Origin of the sequence: Pontibacter litorisediminis, from assembly GCF_029360645.1 — a bacterium.
In the GTDB taxonomy this organism is placed as follows: Bacteria; Bacteroidota; Bacteroidia; order Cytophagales; family Hymenobacteraceae; genus Pontibacter; species Pontibacter litorisediminis.
Genome location: NZ_JARDUA010000007.1, coordinates 41,569 through 59,160 on the forward strand (window position 1 = coordinate 41,569; position 17,592 = coordinate 59,160).

15 protein-coding genes are annotated in these 17,592 nt (G+C 54.6%); 11 read left to right on the top strand and 4 right to left on the bottom strand.

Features of this window, described 5'->3' with window-relative positions; genetic code table 11:
- The first annotated feature begins 17 nt into the window (after nt 1–17).
- The 10 genes from PXG97_RS17570 to PXG97_RS17615 all read left to right on the top strand — a co-directional run bounded on the left by PXG97_RS17570 (nt 18) and on the right by PXG97_RS17615 (nt 11,380).
- Nucleotides 18–932 carry a M20/M25/M40 family metallo-hydrolase gene (locus PXG97_RS17570; RefSeq protein ID WP_276499119.1) on the top strand — a complete coding sequence of 305 codons (915 nt, stop codon included), beginning with the start codon at nt 18–20 and terminating at the stop codon, nt 930–932.
- Nucleotides 933–1,300: 368 nt separating this feature from the next.
- Complete coding sequence (locus PXG97_RS17575) at nt 1,301–3,553, top strand: sodium-translocating pyrophosphatase (protein WP_276499120.1); 2,253 nt, start codon at nt 1,301–1,303, stop codon at nt 3,551–3,553.
- Nucleotides 3,554–3,645: 92 nt separating this feature from the next.
- Nucleotides 3,646–4,188 carry a hypoxanthine phosphoribosyltransferase gene (hpt, locus tag PXG97_RS17580; protein WP_276499121.1) on the top strand — a complete coding sequence of 181 codons (543 nt, stop codon included), beginning with the start codon at nt 3,646–3,648 and terminating at the stop codon, nt 4,186–4,188.
- Nucleotides 4,189–4,300: 112 nt separating this feature from the next.
- A complete protein-coding gene (locus PXG97_RS17585) occupies nt 4,301–4,894 on the top strand; it encodes an adenylate kinase (protein WP_276499122.1) in 594 nt (197 codons plus the stop codon).
- Nucleotides 4,895–4,916: 22 nt separating this feature from the next.
- On the top strand, nt 4,917–5,909 hold the full coding sequence (obgE, locus tag PXG97_RS17590; RefSeq protein WP_276499123.1) for a GTPase ObgE: 993 nt from the start codon (nt 4,917–4,919) through the stop codon (nt 5,907–5,909).
- Between the two features lie 312 nt (nt 5,910–6,221).
- A complete protein-coding gene (locus PXG97_RS17595) occupies nt 6,222–6,797 on the top strand; it encodes a nucleotide exchange factor GrpE (RefSeq protein ID WP_276499124.1) in 576 nt (191 codons plus the stop codon).
- Nucleotides 6,798–6,800: 3 nt separating this feature from the next.
- Nucleotides 6,801–7,943 (top strand): molecular chaperone DnaJ, encoded by a 1,143-nt coding sequence (gene dnaJ / locus PXG97_RS17600; RefSeq protein WP_276499125.1) that lies wholly within the window; start codon nt 6,801–6,803, stop codon nt 7,941–7,943.
- A 195-nt stretch (nt 7,944–8,138) separates the two neighbouring features.
- Nucleotides 8,139–9,050: an ABC transporter ATP-binding protein gene (locus PXG97_RS17605; RefSeq protein ID WP_276499126.1), complete on the top strand. Its 912-nt coding sequence runs from the start codon at nt 8,139–8,141 to the stop codon at nt 9,048–9,050.
- On the top strand, nt 9,043–10,401 hold the full coding sequence (locus PXG97_RS17610; protein ID WP_276499127.1) for an ABC transporter permease: 1,359 nt from the start codon (nt 9,043–9,045) through the stop codon (nt 10,399–10,401). Before PXG97_RS17605 ends, PXG97_RS17610 begins: the two co-directional genes overlap by 8 nt.
- Nucleotides 10,402–10,495: 94 nt before the next feature.
- The gene (locus tag PXG97_RS17615; protein ID WP_276499128.1) at nt 10,496–11,380 is read left to right on the top strand and encodes a ChaN family lipoprotein; all 885 of its coding nucleotides are present in this window, start codon (nt 10,496–10,498) and stop codon (nt 11,378–11,380) included.
- A gap of 521 nt (nt 11,381–11,901) precedes the next feature.
- Here the strand turns inward: PXG97_RS17615 and PXG97_RS17620 are convergent.
- Nucleotides 11,902–12,249, bottom strand: a complete 348-nt coding sequence (locus PXG97_RS17620) for a HesB/IscA family protein (protein ID WP_276499129.1) — start codon at nt 12,247–12,249, stop codon at nt 11,902–11,904.
- A gap of 158 nt (nt 12,250–12,407) precedes the next feature.
- Between PXG97_RS17620 and PXG97_RS17625 the strand changes: the two genes are divergently transcribed.
- Nucleotides 12,408–12,956 (top strand): DUF7935 family protein, encoded by a 549-nt coding sequence (locus tag PXG97_RS17625; RefSeq protein ID WP_276499130.1) that lies wholly within the window; start codon nt 12,408–12,410, stop codon nt 12,954–12,956.
- A gap of 261 nt (nt 12,957–13,217) precedes the next feature.
- Here PXG97_RS17625 and PXG97_RS17630 read toward each other — a convergent pair whose 3' ends face one another.
- From PXG97_RS17630 to bshA, 3 genes are all read right to left on the bottom strand, one after another.
- On the bottom strand, nt 13,218–14,315 hold the full coding sequence (locus PXG97_RS17630) for an aminotransferase class V-fold PLP-dependent enzyme (protein ID WP_276499131.1): 1,098 nt from the start codon (nt 14,313–14,315) through the stop codon (nt 13,218–13,220).
- Nucleotides 14,316–14,425: 110 nt separating this feature from the next.
- Nucleotides 14,426–16,318 (bottom strand): phosphoglycerate dehydrogenase, encoded by a 1,893-nt coding sequence (serA, locus tag PXG97_RS17635; protein WP_276499132.1) that lies wholly within the window; start codon nt 16,316–16,318, stop codon nt 14,426–14,428.
- A gap of 106 nt (nt 16,319–16,424) precedes the next feature.
- Nucleotides 16,425–17,561 carry an N-acetyl-alpha-D-glucosaminyl L-malate synthase BshA gene (gene bshA, locus PXG97_RS17640; protein ID WP_276499133.1) on the bottom strand — a complete coding sequence of 379 codons (1,137 nt, stop codon included), beginning with the start codon at nt 17,559–17,561 and terminating at the stop codon, nt 16,425–16,427.
- Nucleotides 17,562–17,592 lie beyond the last annotated feature (31 nt).

Below are 17,592 nucleotides of genomic sequence, written 5' to 3' on the forward strand. Positions count from 1 at the left end.
ATAAAGATAAAATAATTATGAAACTTCTTGAAACCCTCTGCCGCATTCATGCCCCCTCAGGCAACGAGCAGGAAATGACGAAATTTCTGTTAAATTACATAGAGGAGCAAAAAGCCGGCTGGAAACAGCAACCTGTTGTGCTTCACGGGGAAGGCTTTCAGGACTGCATCGTGCTGGTGTTCGGCAAGCCGAGAAGTGCAATTTTCGCCCACATGGATTCCATCGGGTTCACGGTGCGCTACGGCAAACAGCTGGTGCGGATAGGAGGCCCGGATGCCGAAACTGGCTACATGTTGGTAGGGGAAGACGGACAGGGGAAAATTGAGTGCACCCTAAAGTATGACGAGGAGGAGCACGAGCTGAGTTATGAGTTTGAGCGTGAGATAGAACGCGGCACGGAGCTGGTGTTTAAGTGCGATTTCCGGGAAACCGAGGAGACGGTGCAGAGCTGCTACCTGGATAACCGGCTGGGGGTATGGGCTGCGCTGCAGGTGGCCGAGACGCTGGAAAACGGCATCATTGCCTTCTGCTGCTGGGAGGAGCATGGCGGTGGCTCGGTATCGTACCTGGCCCGCTACATACACGAGCGCTATGGCGTAACCCAGGGGCTCATCTCTGATATCACTTGGGTTACCGAGGGCGTGCTCGCCGGGGAAGGCGTGGTCATTTCGATGCGTGACAGCCTGATCCCGCGCCGGTCGTACGTGCAGCGCATCATCAACATTGCCAAAAAGGCCGGCGTGCCTTACCAGCTGGAGGTAGAGGGCGCCGGCGGCAGCGACGCCAAAGAGCTGCAGCGCAGTGCCTACCCCTGGGACTGGTGCTTTGTAGGCGCTCCCGAAGACAACGTGCACACGCCGAACGAGATCGTGCACAAGAAAGACATCGATAGCATGGTAGCGCTCTACAAGGTGCTGATGGAGCAGCTGTAGAGCGGGAAAGGGCACAGAAGAAATAGGTGCGTGCTTTATGGGTCGAAAGCATCAGGCTGTGAAGTGGAGAGGCAAGGCTGGGTGAGCCAGTTGTACTTAGTGCCTGGGAAGGCCAGGTTTTCAGGTATGCTGGCTACGTCGAAAAAGCAGAACCGGAGGCGCTGGAAACCCTCGGTTCTGCTGTTGTAGGCTCTTTTCAGGCATCGGAAACGGCTCGTTTTGAATTGATGTTGTAACGCGCTAAAGGCTAGAAGTATAAGCGGAGAACACGGCCTGAGGAAAGGGTGAGGGATATTTGGAAAAGTCTAAGGAATCACTTTTCTTTAATAACTATATAGAAATACACCTTTAACCTTTAATCTAACCGAATGGAACCGATTCTTTACGCAATTCCTGCCTTTGGACTGGCGGCCCTGCTCTACACGGGCATCAGGTCGGCGTGGGTGACGAAGCAGCCTAGTGGCAACGAGCGCATGACGGAGATTGCACGCCATATCGCCGATGGCGCCATGGCCTTTCTGAAAGCCGAGTATAAAGTACTGACCTATTTTGTTATCATCGCCTCCGTGTTCCTGTTCTACCTGGGCTACACCGGCGATAAATCGCACCCGCTTATCGTGGGCGCCTTCATCATAGGGGCTGTTTTCTCGGCGCTGGCCGGGTTTATAGGCATGCGTATCGCCACAAAGGCGAACGTGCGCACGGCAGAGGCTGCACGAACCAGCCTTGCCAGAGCCCTGAACGTTTCGTTCGCCGGTGGCTCTGTGATGGGGATGGGCGTGGCCGGCCTGGCGGTGCTGGGGCTAGGTTCACTGTTCATCCTCTTCTACTACATGTTCGTGCTGAGCCAGGGCGGCGATGTGAACGGCGTGCAGATGGAAATCGCCCTGGAGGTGCTCACGGGTTTCTCGCTGGGTGCTGAAAGTATTGCCTTGTTTGCCCGTGTGGGCGGTGGCATCTACACCAAGGCCGCCGACGTTGGCGCTGACCTGGTGGGTAAAGTAGAGGCAGGCATTCCGGAGGACGACCCGCGCAACCCCGCCACCATTGCCGATAACGTAGGCGACAACGTGGGCGACGTGGCCGGTATGGGCGCCGACCTCTTCGGTTCTTACGTGGCCACTATCCTGGCTACCATGGTGCTGGGCCGTGAGGTAGAGGTGAGCGACAACTTTGGCGGGTTATCGCCCATCATACTTCCCATGCTGATCGCAGGCCTGGGCATTGTGTTCTCCCTGATCGGTATGCTGTTCGTGCGTGTGAGCGAGGGGGGCGACGTACAGGCGGCGCTTAACCGCGGTAACTGGATCTCGGTTATACTTACCGCAGCGGCTTCCTACTTTGTTATTCACTGGCTGCTGCCGGAAAACCTTAACCTCCGCAACTTCGAGTTCACCAACAACGGCGTGTTCATGGCCGTGATCGTGGGCCTGGTGGTGGGCACGCTGATGAGTATCATCACAGAGTACTATACTGCCATGGGCAAGAAGCCGGTAAACTCCATTGTGCAGCAGTCTTCGACCGGGCATGCAACCAACATCATCGCCGGTCTGGCGGTGGGGATGCACTCCACGGTACTGCCGATCATCGTACTGGCGGCTGGTATCGTGTTGTCTTACGCGGCGGCCGGCCTGTACGGTGTGGCCATAGCGGCGGCCGGCATGATGGCCACCACGGCCATGCAGTTGGCCATTGACGCCTTTGGCCCGATTGCCGACAATGCCGGTGGTATTGCCGAGATGAGCGAACTGCCGAAAGAGGTGCGCGGTCGCACCGACATCCTGGATGCCGTGGGCAACACCACGGCCGCCACCGGCAAGGGCTTTGCCATTGCCTCTGCGGCCCTCACTTCCCTGGCACTATTTGCCGCCTTTGTAGGCATCGCCGGTATCCGTACCATCGACTTGTACAAGGCCCCCGTGCTGGCGGGCCTGTTCATCGGTGCCATGATTCCATTCATCTTCTCAGCCCTGGCTATCTCTGCGGTAGGCCGTGCGGCTATGGCCATGGTACACGAGGTGCGCCGGCAGTTCCGCGAAATACCGGGCATTATGGAGGGTACCGGCAAGCCGGAGTACGAGAAATGCGTGGCCATTTCAACGCAGGCCGCCATTAGGGAGATGATGCTGCCGGGCGCTATCGCCTTGCTGGTGCCGATCATCATCGGCTTTGGTTTCCGGGATGTGTTTCCGGATACTTCCTCGGCCGAGGTGCTGGGCGGAACACTGGCCGGTGTAACCGTATCGGGAGTGCTGATGGCCATGTTCCAGTCGAATGCCGGTGGAGCCTGGGACAATGCCAAAAAATCCTTTGAAAAGGGGGTGGAGATAAACGGCGTGGTTGAGTATAAGGGCTCTGAGCCACACAAGGCCTCTGTTACCGGCGACACCGTGGGCGACCCTTTCAAAGACACCTCTGGCCCAAGTATGAACATCCTGATCAAGCTTATGTCGATCGTGTCGCTGGTGATTGCGCCGCACATTGCGCTGGACCAAGAGCCGCCGATTCCGGAGCCGCCGATCGAAATGGAGCGAATTAACATGAACCAGGAGCAGTTAACGCCAGCCACGGCAAGCATAAACGAGCAGCATACCGTAAGGCTGACAGCCACAGCAAAATAGCAACCGCAGTAAATATGAGGATAAGCCCGGCGTAAGGTTGGGCTTATTTTTTATTTTATACTTACCTTTGTTCAAGATCAACCCAACATTACATGGAACCGCGTACCATTCAAATTCACGACTGTGAGTTTAGCACCTATATTTTCGAGGAGGAGATAATTGCCCGTATCACCATGCTGGCTGAGCAACTGGACAAAGACTATGCTGAGAAAAAGCCACTTTTCCTGGCCGTGCTGAACGGCTCGTTCATGTTCGTGGCCGACCTGCTGAAGCGCGTTTCCATACCCTGCGAGATTTCCTTTATCCGCCTGGCCAGTTACCAGGACATGCACAGCACCGGTAAGGTAAAGGAGGTGCTGGGCCTGACCGAAGACATAAAGGGCCGCCATGTGGTGGTGCTGGAGGATATCGTGGACACCGGCCACACGGTGCACGGCCTGCTGCAGCAACTACAGGAGCGTGGGCCGGCCTCTGTGCAGGTAGCCACCCTGCTGATGAAGCCAGACTGCCTGCAGCACCCGCTGGACATTAAATACGTGGCCCGCGCGATACCAAACGACTTCGTGGTAGGCTATGGGCTAGATTACAACGGGCTGGGCCGGAACCTGCGCGACATTTACAAGATCGTATCGTAACCCTGCCATACAGGTAGCGTTAGCAGGAGGTGCAGCCGTTTCACGGGCCTCATAAAATCAGAAAGTACAGAGAAATTATACTTATATTTGCTTTTTAAATTAGCTATAAGATATGCTTAACATTGTTTTGTTTGGCCCTCCAGGTGCTGGTAAAGGTACCCAAAGTCAAAAACTGTTAGATAAATACAACCTCATACACCTTTCTACCGGCGACTTGCTGCGTTCTGAGATCGCTGCTGGCACCGCGCTAGGCCTGGAAGCAAAAAAGCTGATGGACAATGGCCTGTTGGTGCCCGACGAAGTAGTGATCGGCATGATCGAAAACAAGGTGAAAGAGCATCGCCAAGCGGCAGGTTTCATCTTCGACGGCTTCCCGCGCACGGTGCCACAGGCTCAGGGCCTGGACAAGCTGCTGCAGGACAACGATACCGAGATCTCTGCCATGATCGCCTTGAAAGTGGACGATGAGGAACTGACCAAGCGCCTGTTGCTGCGTGGCCAGACATCCGGCCGCCCGGATGACCAGAACGAGGAGCTGATCCGCAAGCGCGTGCAGGAGTATAATACCAAGACAAGGCCAGTGGCCGATTACTATGCCGGGCAAGGCAAGTACTTTGCAGTGGATGGCATCGGCGAGATAGAAGACATCTTCAAGGCGCTGTGCCAGCACGTGGATGCATTGAAGGAAAAGCAGGAAGAGAAATAATAAGCTACAGGCTTAAGAAGATTTGGCATCAAGCAACTTTATAGACTACGTTAAGGTCTGCTCGCGTTCCGGGCACGGTGGAGGAGGTTCCGCACACTTGCATCGCGATAAAAAGACGGCGAAGGGTGGCCCCGATGGGGGCGACGGCGGCCGTGGCGGGCACGTTATACTTCGCGGCAACGCCCAGCTCTGGACGCTGCTGCACCTGCAGTACCGCAAGCACGTGATTGCCGAAAACGGCCTGAACGGTGGCCCAAGCCACTCTACCGGGGCGCAAGGCAAGGATGAGGTGCTGGAGGTGCCGCTGGGTACCATTGCCCGCAATGCCGAAACCGGTGATATCATGTGCGAAATCACTGAGGACGGGCAGGAGATCATACTTACCCCCGGCGGCCGCGGCGGCCTGGGCAACGCGCACTTTAAATCCCCGACCAACCAGACACCGCGTTACGCGCAGCCAGGTGAGCCAGGCATTGAGGAGTGGGTGGTGCTGGAACTGAAGCTGCTGGCCGATGTGGGCCTTGTGGGCTTCCCCAACGCCGGCAAGTCTACACTGCTGTCGGTAGTGTCGGCGGCCAAGCCCAAAATTGCCAACTACGCCTTTACCACGCTGGAGCCCAACCTGGGGGTGGTGGCCTACCGCGACTACAAGTCCTTTGTGATGGCCGATATACCGGGCATCATTGAAGGGGCTTCTGAGGGGAAAGGCCTCGGTTTCCGTTTCCTGCGCCACATCGAGCGGAACTCCATGCTGCTGTTTATGGTTTCATGTGAGAGCGCCGATATCGCCGAGGAGTATAAAGTACTGCTAACCGAGCTGGAAAAGTATAATCCGGAGCTGCTGGACAAAAAGCGCATACTTGCCGTTACCAAGTCCGATATGCTGGATGAGGAACTGGAGGAGGAGATGCGCAAGACTTTACCAGCGGACCTCCAAACGGTGTTCATCTCCAGCATCACTGGTAAGAACATTACGCAACTGAAAGACATGATCTGGGAGGCACTCAACAGTTAGAGCACAGCCCGGTTAAAGTATAAGAACCAGGATCGGTAGAGGCTACAAAGCCTGCTACCGATTTTTTTTAAGGAGTGAGCTTCAGTAGGGTGGAGGAGCGAAGGCTCAATACCGATACTAACGCTCATCCTTTGTAGCTGCTGCTTCCCTTCCAACAAGATCCTTAACAGGATCAAACGAAGAGAGATACAGGCACGCATTCATTTAGCCGCTCATGCAAAATTAATTTGTGTCAACTTGGCACGAACAGCGGTTTGGCAAGACAATTGAAAAGACAAGATAGACCAATCAACCTAACTTTTTTAAGGCATTATGTCAGATAAAGATATTAAAAAGGAGCAGGAACAAGAGGAATTGCAGGAAAACACTGCCAATGCAACCACCGAAGAGGAGCTGAACCAGGTGGACGAAACAGCGGAGGAAACCACTGCTGAAACGCAGGAGGAAAAAACGGCAGCAGAGCTGGCAGAGATGAAAGATAAATTTGTGCGCCTGATGGCAGAGTTCGAGAACTTCCGCCGCCGCACGGCTAAAGAGCGCCTGGAGCTAATTAAAACGGCTAATCAGGAAACGATGAGTGAGCTCCTGCCAGTGCTGGATGATATGGAGCGTGCGCGCCAGTCGATGGAAACCACCAAAGACCTCGACACCATGCTGCAGGGCCTGGAGCTGGTGTTCCATAAGCTGAAGCATGTAACTGTGCAGAAGGGGTTAAAGGCAATGGAGACGAAGGCTGGCGATGACTTCGACAGCGATTTTCATGAGGCGGTAACGCAAATCCCGGCTCCGTCAGAAGAGCTAAAAGGCAAGATAGTAGATGTAATTGAGAAAGGATACACGCTGAACGAGAAGGTGATCCGATTCGCGAAAGTAGTAATAGGAGCGTAAGCCATGGCTAAGAGAGATTATTATGAGGTTTTGGGGGTAAGCAAAAGCGCCACGCAGGAGGAGATAAAGAAGTCTTACCGCAAAATCGCCATTAAATTCCATCCAGATAAGAACCCGGACGACCCTACCGCCGAAGACAAGTTCAAAGAGGCGGCAGAGGCTTACGAGGTGCTGAGCGACCAGCAGAAGCGCCAGCGTTACGACCAGTTCGGGCACCAGGGCATGAACGGCGGCTTCGGCGGCGGCGGCATGAACATGGAGGATATCTTCTCGCAGTTCGGCGACATCTTTGGCGGCGGCGGCTTTGAGAGCTTCTTCGGCGGTGCCGGACGCTCCGGCGGCGGACGGCGCCAGCGCAAAGGTTCTAACCTGCGCATTAAGCTAAAGCTTAACCTGGAGGAGATAGCCAACGGCGTAGAGAAAAAGATAAAAGTAAAGCGCTACGTAGCCTGTAGCACCTGCGGCGGCAACGGTGCCAAGAACGGAACCGACATGCAGACCTGCGGCACCTGCCAGGGCTCCGGCCAGGTGCGCAAGGTGGTGAACACCATGCTCGGCCAAATGGTATCCACGGCGACATGCCCTACCTGTAACGGCGAGGGCCGCATCGTGACCAACAACTGTAATGCCTGCCACGGAAGCGGTAGGGAGCTGCAGGAAGAGGTGATCTCGATCAACGTGCCAGGCGGCGTAATGGATGGCATGCAGCTGAGCATGAGCGGCAAGGGTAACGTGCCGGAGCGCGGAGGCGTGCCCGGTGACCTGCTGATCCAGATAGAGGAGGAGCCGCACCCAACCCTGAAGCGCGAAGGCAATAACGTGATCTATGAGCAGTACATCAGCTTTGTGGATGCGGCCCTGGGTGCTGAGGTGGAGGTGCCAACCATTTCCGGTAAAGTAAAAATCACGATAAAGCCAGGTACGCAAAGCGGGGAGATTTTCAGGCTGCGTGGCAAAGGCATCCAGGATATCAACGGCTACGGTAAAGGCGACCAGCTGATCCATGTGAACGTGTGGACGCCGAAGAGCCTGAGCAGCGACGAGAAGGCAGTGTTGGAAGGCCTGCGCTATTCCGCCAACTTCACACCAAACCCAGGTAAGAACGAGAAAGGATTCTTTGAGAAGGTGAAAGATTACTTCCAGTAAAAGGCCTTCCCGAACTGTAGTTTTAGGCCCGGTTTTCCGTATACACGGAAGGCCGGGCTTTTTATTTATACTACCTATATCAGGTAGAGCCGTAGTTTGATCCCTTTTATACCTGGCTTAGTCGATTAAGTATAGCCAAGGCGCTATGCAATACAGCATAATACTTATATTTGAGTAAACTAAACCCAAACACCCTTGAGTATTCTGAAGATTGATGGCGTGACCAAAAGCTACGCCAACCACACCGCCCTCGACCATGTGAGCTTCGAGATTCCGCAGGGCTGCATTTTTGGCCTGCTGGGCCCGAATGGTGCAGGGAAAACATCGCTTATCCGCATCATTACCCAAATTACCGGTGCAGACAGCGGCAAGATATACTTTAAAGGCGAGCGCCTGAAGCCCGACCACATCAAGGACATGGGGTACCTGCCCGAAGAGCGTGGCCTTTACAAGAAGATGAAGGTAGGAGAGCAGCTGCTGTACCTGGCCCAGCTGAAAGGCCTGAGCAAGGAGGAGGCGACCGCCCGCATCAAGACCTGGGTAGACCGCTTTGAGATTCGCGAGTGGTTGGGTAAGCACATCGAGGACCTCTCAAAGGGCATGCAGCAGAAGGTGCAGTTTATTGCCACCGTGCTGCACGAGCCATCGCTGATCATCCTGGATGAGCCTTTCTCCGGCTTCGACCCGATCAACGCCAACCTGATCAAAGACGAAATCCTGAGCCTGCGCGAGCGGGGCGCCACCATTATCTTCTCTACGCACCGCATGGAGTCGGTGGAGGAGCTTTGCGACAACATCGCCCTGATAAACAGGGCGCAGAAGGTGCTGGACGGGCCGGTGAAGGAGATAAAAGACGCCTACAAAACCGACACGTACCAGGTTATCGGCAACGGCCAGCTCATGATCACCTCCCCGGACTTTGAGGTGGTAGAGCAGCATAGCAACCACGGTATCTTCAGGGCCAACGTGCGCCTGCTGAACGATACCTCTCCAAATGACCTGCTGCGCTACCTCATCCAGCGGGTGGAGGTGCACTCTTTTGTGGAGCTGGTGCCTAGCATAAACGAAATCTTCATCCAAAAAGTAAAAGAAACACACCATGCATAAGATCTGGCTGATTATACAGCGCGAATACCTGACACGCGTGCGCAAAAAGAGCTTCATCATCATGACGCTGCTCACGCCGCTGCTGCTGGCTACCTTCATGATCCTGCCCGGGCTGCTGATCGGCATGTCGGACGAGGCGGAGACGGTAATGGTGCTGGACGAGAGCGGCCTGTTTGAGGGCAAGCTGGAGAACAAGAAAGACATCAGCTTTGTGCCGCTGGCCGGTACCCTGGACCAGGCCAAGACGCTGTACCAGGAAACCGACAACACGGCCCTGCTCTACATCCCGGAGATGAGCATAGACGACCCGAAAGGCTTCATCGTGTATGGCAAGAAGAACATCAGCATACAAACGCAGGTGCGCCTGGAGAACATGCTGGAAAAGGAGATCGAGAACCAGCGCTACCTTGCCTCCGGCCTCGACCGCGAAACGCTGGACAAGATAAAGGCCAACGTAAAGCTGACCGCCGTTAACCTGAGCGATAGCGGCGAGAAGGACAACAACGCCATCATCACCTCCATTGCGGGTGTGGCTGGCGCAGTGATCATCTACTTCTTCATCTTCCTGTACGGGGTGCAGATTATGCGTGGGGTGATAGAGGAGAAGACCAGCCGCATTGTGGAGGTTATGATCTCTTCGGTAAAACCCTTTCAGCTGATGATGGGCAAGATCGTGGGCATTGCCGCCGTGGGCCTGACCCAGTTCCTGCTCTGGATCATACTTTCGTTTGTGGCCGTTACCGCCGTTTCGGCTGCTTTTGGGGTGGATGCCGCCCCGTCGCCAGCGGCGCAGTATGCCGCCGGCCAGGTGGCCGCGCAGGGTGAGGATGTGGCCGCCGGCGACCCTACCGCGATGGATAACCCGGAGGGGCAGGATGAGTTCGCCAGCACTTTTAACGACGTCAAGAAAAGTTTCGCGAACCTGCCCGTGGCCCTGATCTTCGGTAGTTTCCTGTTCTATTTCCTGGGCGGGTACCTGTTGTATGGCTCGCTCTTCGGGGCCATTGGGGCTGCCGTGGATAACGAGACCGACACCCAGCAGTTCATGATGCCGATCACGATACCGCTGGTGATTTCCTTTATCATGTCGTACTCTATTGTGCTGAAGAACCCGGATGGGCCGGTGGCGTTCTGGTTGTCGATGATTCCAATTACCTCACCGATCGTGATGATGGTGCGCGTTCCGTTTGGCGTGCCCGCCTGGGAGCTACTGCTCTCGATGGGCCTGCTGGTGGCCGGCTTCGTGTTCACCACCTGGATCGCCAGCCGAATCTACCGGGTGGGCATCCTGATGTACGGCAAAAAAGTAAACTACAAGGAGCTGTCGAAGTGGCTGTTTTACAGGGTATAAGTATAGAAGTTGCATTGTAAAGTATAAAAATAGCCGGTGCCCCAGGTGCCGGCTATTTTTATTATCTTGATTTATAAAATCAGACCACAAGATCATGATGAAGTATAAACTCCTGACAATTCTTTTGATGGCACTAACCACAGTAACCATGGCCCAGAAAAAAGACAAGCCCGCCTACCAGCTGTTCACCGCGGAGGGCAAAAGCATACACTATGGCAAAATGCTGAAGGAACTACAGGAGGCAGAGGTTATACTTTTTGGCGAACAGCACAACGACCCGATCGCGCATTGGCTGCAACTGGAGGTGGCCAAAGACCTGCACCGGGAGAACCCCCAGCGATTTGCCATCGGAGCCGAGATGTTTGAGGCCGATGTGCAGCTGGTGTTGAACGAGTACCTGGCAGGGCAGGCGCCGGAGAAGAACTTTGAGCAGGAGGCAAGGCCATGGCCCAACTACGCCACCGACTACAGGCCTGTGGTGCGTTTTGCCAAAGAACAGCAGATCCCGTTTATCGCGACAAACGTGCCGCGCCGCTATGCGGCCATGGTTGCTTCCGGGGGGCTAGCTGCGCTGAATGTCGTGTCGGAGGAGGCGAAGCGCTATATGGCGCCGCTTCCGGTTACGGTGGATATGGAGTTGCCAGGTTACAAGAACATGGTGGCGATGTTTGGCAGCAGCACGCACGGCAACACTCAAAGCCTGAACATTGTGCAGGCACAGGCGCTGAAAGATGCTACCATGGCGCACTTTATACTTGGCCAGGTACAGCAGGGGCGGCAGGTGCTGCACTTGAACGGCGCTTACCATTCAGACAATTTCGAGGGGATCGGTTGGTACCTGAAGCAGCTTCGCCCGCAGGTAAAGACCCGTACCATCACCACCGTGCTGCAAGCCGATCTGGAGAAGCTGTCGGAAGAGAATAAGCAGAAAGCCGATTTTATACTTGTAGTGCCGGAAAGCATGACGAGAACCTACTGAGTTGGGAAGTTAGAAGGTTAGAAAGTGTGGCGGTAGCGTATAGCAGGAGACCTATCCTCCTAGGAGGGGAATCACTCCACCCCAGCCATCCCTTAAGAACAGGGGAGGGAGCTCTGTTCAAGCACCGTTAGCGCTGGCTACCGGAATGATCCCAGTCTTTGGGTTGAGCGCCTTCTAGATTTCCGGTGCCCGTAAGGGCATTGCGACAGCAAAGGAAATGTAGACAGCGCGATGCCCTTATCGAGGGCCCCTACCCCCAAGACGAGCCCTCTCGGGCTGGAGAGCACCACAGTCAGAGATGAAACGAGCTGGAAGTAAAGCCAAGGATGAACAGCAGCAAGCAAGGATAGCTTGTATCAAGCTGAGTAAAGCTGCGGCTAAGACAAGGCACAAGCGGACACTGGCGCCAGCAGGTGTGGAGAAGCAAGTATAGCCACAACCAATCCATACTACCCTAAAACAACAAAGCCCGGCTAAAACAGCCGGGCTTTGTCTATCTAAAGAGAAAGAAGGTATCTTACTTAAGCGGAGAAAGAGCTTCCGCAGCCGCATGTGCTGGTAGCCTGTGGGTTGTTGAAAGTGAAGCCGCGTGCGTTCAGGCCATCCTGGAAGTCGACTTCCATGCCCATTACGTACATGCCATGCTTCTTGTCCATGATCAGCGTAACGCCGTCCAACTCAAACGTCTCATCAGACTCTTTTGGCTTGTCAAAGCCAAGCAGGTAGGAAAGTCCGGAGCAGCCACCGCCCTGCACACCCACGCGCAGGCCATACTCAGCGGGTACGTTCTTTTCCTTCAATATATTTTTCACCTCTTCCAAGGCTCTTTCTGTCAAATGTATAGGTGCAGTTTTGGTTTCTGTTGCCATAGTATAGATGTCTTTATTTGTAGCCACAAACCTAAGCAATAATCTACAAAAATGCTTGCAGTTACTAGGCTGTACCTAGTAAACAGGCAAAGCCTGTAAATGATTCATGCATCCAGAATTAATTTTTTACGATATTTATACTTTCAACTACTGAGAGCATGGCTGACTTTTTCGTTTTATTAATAGAGCTACTAAAACTGGCTTTGCCGGCGCTGGTACTGGTTGGGGGCTTATACCTGTTGCTCCAAAAGCATTATGAGCGCGAAGACCGCCTGCGGTCCGAGAAGGCCCAGCAGAAGGACAGCAGGAATGCAGAGATTATCACCCCGATACGGCTGCAGGCGTATGAGCGGGTTGTACTACTGCTGGAGCGCATTACACCAAGCAACCTGCTGCTGCGCGTAAGCCCGGCCGGGCAAACGGCTGCAGAGTACCACCGCCTGCTGCTCTCAGAAATCCGCAACGAGTTCAACCACAACATGTCGCAGCAGGTGTACATGAGCGAGCAGGCATGGCAGCAGGTAAACCACGCCCGGGAGGATGTGGTGAAGCTGATCAACAAAACTTTTCAGGAGCTGCCCGAAAATGCCCGTGGCACCGACCTGGCCAAACGCGTATTGGAAACGGTGCTGGTAAACGAGCAGGACCCAACCGCCCAGGCAATCAACGTGGTAAAGCAGGAGGTACGCGCGGAGTTTGGAAGATAGCGAGTTTAGGAGTTCGCGCGTTTCAGAGTTGTGTCACGCTGGCCTGCTGTAGGCGTGACAGGGCTAGTATACCCTAAGGCATACTGGATGTAAGTGCCGAACTTGATGCGAGGAAGGAAACCTCCTGTAGCAGGATAGCTCGTTCTATAAAGAGATCCGCCATACTTTATACTTTGCCGAAGTATAAAGTATGGCGGATCTCTTTGAGGGTAGGATAGAAAGGGGAGCAATTCTGTGATCCCAACCAATCCTACCCAACTCTTAAACTCCTAAACTATCTAACTCCCTCAGCTTTTCGAGCAGCTTCTCTACCTGCTCCATGCCATGCGCCGGGAAGTTGGCGATGCGGATCTGTTGCTCCTTATGCTTGCCGTACCCGCTGCCGACCTGCAGGTCATACTTTGCCAGATGGCTGTTTACCTCTGAGGCAGGAAGTGTCGTATTGGCTACAATCGTGGTTTTTGATCGGTGCCGCGGGTTATCAACGGCTGGCGAGAAGAGGCTGCTCTGCTCCAGGAAAGTATAAATCTTATCAGCCTTGGCCTCTGTTTCCTGCCGGATCACCTCCACGCCTGTACGGTTCATGTCTTCCAGTACTTTGCCCAACAAGTAGATGTTCAGCACATTCGGTGTCTCCACCGTCTGGCTCTGCAGCGCCTTCTCCAGCAGGGCAGGTAAGGTATGGTAGGAGCCTGTAGACAGACTGCTCTCCTGCATCTGGCGGGCTTTGGCCATGCAACGGTCGTTGGCTAACCACACACCCAGGCCAGCGGGCAGGCCAAAGCACTTCTGCACCGAAAAGTATACCGAGTCCACTTTAGCGTAATCGAAGGCAGGATAGGGCAGGGAGGAGACCGCATCCACATAAATCAAGGCATCCGCAGGGGATTTTTCGCGAAACCGGTTGATGTCCTCCACGGGCATACAGGCCCCGGAGCTGGTTTCGTTCTGGATCAGGGCTACTAGCTCTGCCGTATCGGGCACAACTAAACTGTCCAACCCAAAGCCCTGGCCAAACGGCACCTCGTGCAGGTGCGCCTCGCGCCCCAGTTCTTTGGCTGTCTCGTAAAACCTTTTCGAGAAAGACCCATTCACCAGGTGGAAGCTCTCGCGGCGCACATTGTTTTGTATGGCTCGCTCCCAGATTTCGGTGGCAGACGACACAAAAAACACCTCATACTCATCCGGCAGCTGCAGCAACTCCCGTAAGCCTTGCTCTGCGCTGGCATAGATCTCCTGAAACTGCTTGCTGCGGTGCGAGATGCTGCCAATCTTCTGCGCCATCGCCTCCTGCAGGTGCTGTGGCACGGTAGGGTATAGTTCCGAAGGGCCGGGGGTAAAGTATACTTTGCTGTTCATGGGCATTTATCTTAACAAAAAAGCTTATTTCGGCGCAAGCGTTTGCCTGTGCCTGAGACTATAACCACTAAAGGCGCATAAGTGCACAAGCGGGCGCTTACGCCATACTTCTAATAGAGTATGCGGAATTTGATAGTGTGGGGCACCTGCTTCATATCGTTCACCACCTGCTTGTCATAAGCCTTATCGATGTCGGTGATCACGTAGCCCACACGCTCGTTGGTTTTCAGGTACTGGCCCAGGATGTTGACCTGGTTCTTGGCGAGCACCTGGTTGATATTAGCCAGTACACCCGGCACGTTGGCGTGTATGTGGATGAGGCGGTGTGCGTTCTTCAGTTCCGGCAACTGCAGGTTCGGGAAGTTCACACTGCCATAGGTGTTGCCCGAGTTAATGTAATCCATGATGCGGTTGGGCACAAAGTTGGCAATGTTTACCTGTGCCTCGGAGGTGCTGCCTCCTATGTGCGGGGTGAGTATAACGTTAGGCAGACCACACAGCTCACTCTCAAATGGGTCGCTGTTGGTGGCTGGCTCCTCGGGGAACACGTCCACGCCTGCGCCGCTTATTTTACCCGACCGTATGCTTTGCACCAGTGCCTCGATATCCACCACATGGCCGCGGCTCAGGTTGAGGAAAATAGCGCCGTCCTTCATGGCGGCAAACTCTTCCGCCCCGATCAGGTTCTTGTTCTCCGGCCTGCCGTCCACATGCAGCGTCACGATGTCCACCTTCTCCAGCAGCTCATGCAACGTGCTGCACTTACGGGCGTTGCCCAGCTGCAGCTTCTCCACCACATCATAGTAGTACACCTCCATGCCCATGGCCTCGGCCAGCACCGAGAGCTGCGCGCCTATGTTGCCGTAGCCCACAATGCCCAGCTTCTTGTCGCGCACCTCAAAGCTGCCCTTTGCCGATTTGTCCCACTTGCCCTGGTGCATCAGGTTACTCTTGTCCGGCACATTGCGGCTCAACAGAATGATCTCGCCCAGGGCCAGCTCCACCACGCTGCGGGTGTTGCTGTAAGGAGCGTTAAATACGGTAATGCCAGCCTCCAGGCAAGCGTCCAGGTCTATCTGGTTCGTGCCGATGCAGAAGGCTCCCACGCACATAAGGCGGTTGGCATGCTCCAGCACCTTGCGCGTTACCTGCGTTTTGCTGCGGATGCCAAGTATCGAAACGTTCTTGATCTTCTCGCAGAGCTCTTCCTCGCTCAGTGCCCCGCTGATCGTCTCTACCTGATAGCCTTCGTGGCGGAAGAGCTCTACGGCCTGGGGGTGAACATTCTCCAGCAGCAGCACGCTAATGCGGTTTTTAGGGTAAGATATAGCCATCGGTAACTTGTTTTGGTACAGGAACTCGTCCAGGTTAGGGGCAATGTGCTCGGCCTTGGCCACCACATTGTCACGCACCACGTTTTCGGTAAAGGCGTAGAACTTGTTGGCCAGCCCGGCCTCTTTTATCTCATAGTCGGTGTAGCCGTCGCCCAGCACGTAAACATCGCCCGGCAGCGCCAGCTGTTCCAACAACCGGATTTTGCCTTTGTCCAGGCTCAGGGGGTTGCGTTGGTCGAACCCTACCAGGTTGCCCTGGGCATCCACCTCAAACGTATTGGCGTAGATGTTTTCCTCCTTAACCCCATACTCCGTTACAATAGGGGTGATAAACTCCTTGAACCCACTGGAGATGATAAAAATCTGATCGGCGTACTGCTGCAGGAAATCGCGGTTGCGGCGGATGGAGTCCGATACTTTCTCTTTGAGCAGGCTGATGAGCTGGGGCAGGTGGCGCTGGTGCGCCTGCAACAGCCTGAGGCGTTGCGCCAGCCCCTCCGAAAAAGAGCTTTTGCCGGCCATGGCACTGTCGGTGATCTGCTTTACCTGCTCCAGCAGTTGGTCGCGCTCCGGGTGGTTTTGTAGCGAAATGGCACCTAACTCATCCAGCGCCTCTACCTGGGTAAAGGTGCTGTCAAAATCGATGATGAAGTACTTGTCTTTGCTCATGATTGGGGAAGACTGTGAAGGCTTAAGCCTGTAATATATAAAAAAAGAGCCGGCGATGCAGTAGCAGGCCGGCTCTTTTTGATATTAGGCTATAGGTACCTATGCTTTACAACAGGGCAAGTTGCTCCGAGATGATGCGTTGGTAGAAGGCCTCGTACAGCGGCACGATCTTCTTGACGTCAAAGTCCATGGCGCGCTTAAGCGCATTGGACTTGAACTCCTGCAGGTGCGCGTCGTCCAGTATGTACAGGGCATTGGCCACCATGTCGTCCACGGCGCCCACAGGGCTCACAAAGCCGGTCACACCGTTTATGTTCAGCTCCGGTATGCCTCCCGCGTTGGATGAAATAACCGGCACCTCGCACGACATGGCCTCCAGGGCAGCTAAGCCAAAGCTTTCTTTCTCCGATGGCATCAGGAACAGGTCAGCGATGGAGAGAACTTCCTCTACGGCCTCAAGTTTTCCCAGAAAGCGCACATCCTGGAAAATCTGCAACTCGCGGCACAGCTTTTCCATTTTGGGGCGGTCAGGTCCGTCACCTACCAGCAGCAGGCGGCTTGGGATTTTCTCACGCACCCTGGCAAAAATGCGAATCACATCCTCCACGCGCTTCACCCCCCTGAAGTTGGAGGTGTGTACCAGCAGCTTCTCGTTGTTCGGGGCAATGGCCATTCTGAAGTGCTCCTTTTTCTGGCGCCTGAATTTCTCCAGGTCAATAAAGTTCGGAATCACCTCAATCTCCTTTTCTATCTGGAAGAAGTCGTAGGTCTCCGTGCGCAGGCTGTCGGATACAGCCGTAACCCCGTCCGATTGGTTGATGCTAAACGTAACCACCGGCTCAAACGAGGCGTCTTTGCCCACCAGGGTGATATCCGTGCCGTGCAGGGTGGTGATAACAGGTATGTTGATGCCTTTCGTGCGCAGGATTTGCTTGGCCATGTACGCTGCCGAGGCATGCGGAATAGCATAGTGCACGTGCAGCACATCCAGCTTCTCAAACCGCACGATGTCTACCATTTTGCTTGCCAGCGCCAGCTCGTAAGGGGGGTACTGGAAAAGCGGGTAAGTGGGGATGTATACTTCGTGGTAAAAGAGGTTCTCGTTAAAGACATCGAGGCGGGCAGGCTGGCTGTAGGTGATGAAATGCACCTGGTGCCCCTTCAGGGCGAGTGCCTTGCCAAGCTCTGTGGCTACCACACCACTGCCGCCGAAGGTTGGGTAACAGACTATTCCGATTCTCATAGTTCAGGATGTATGGCAAAAAAACAAGTGC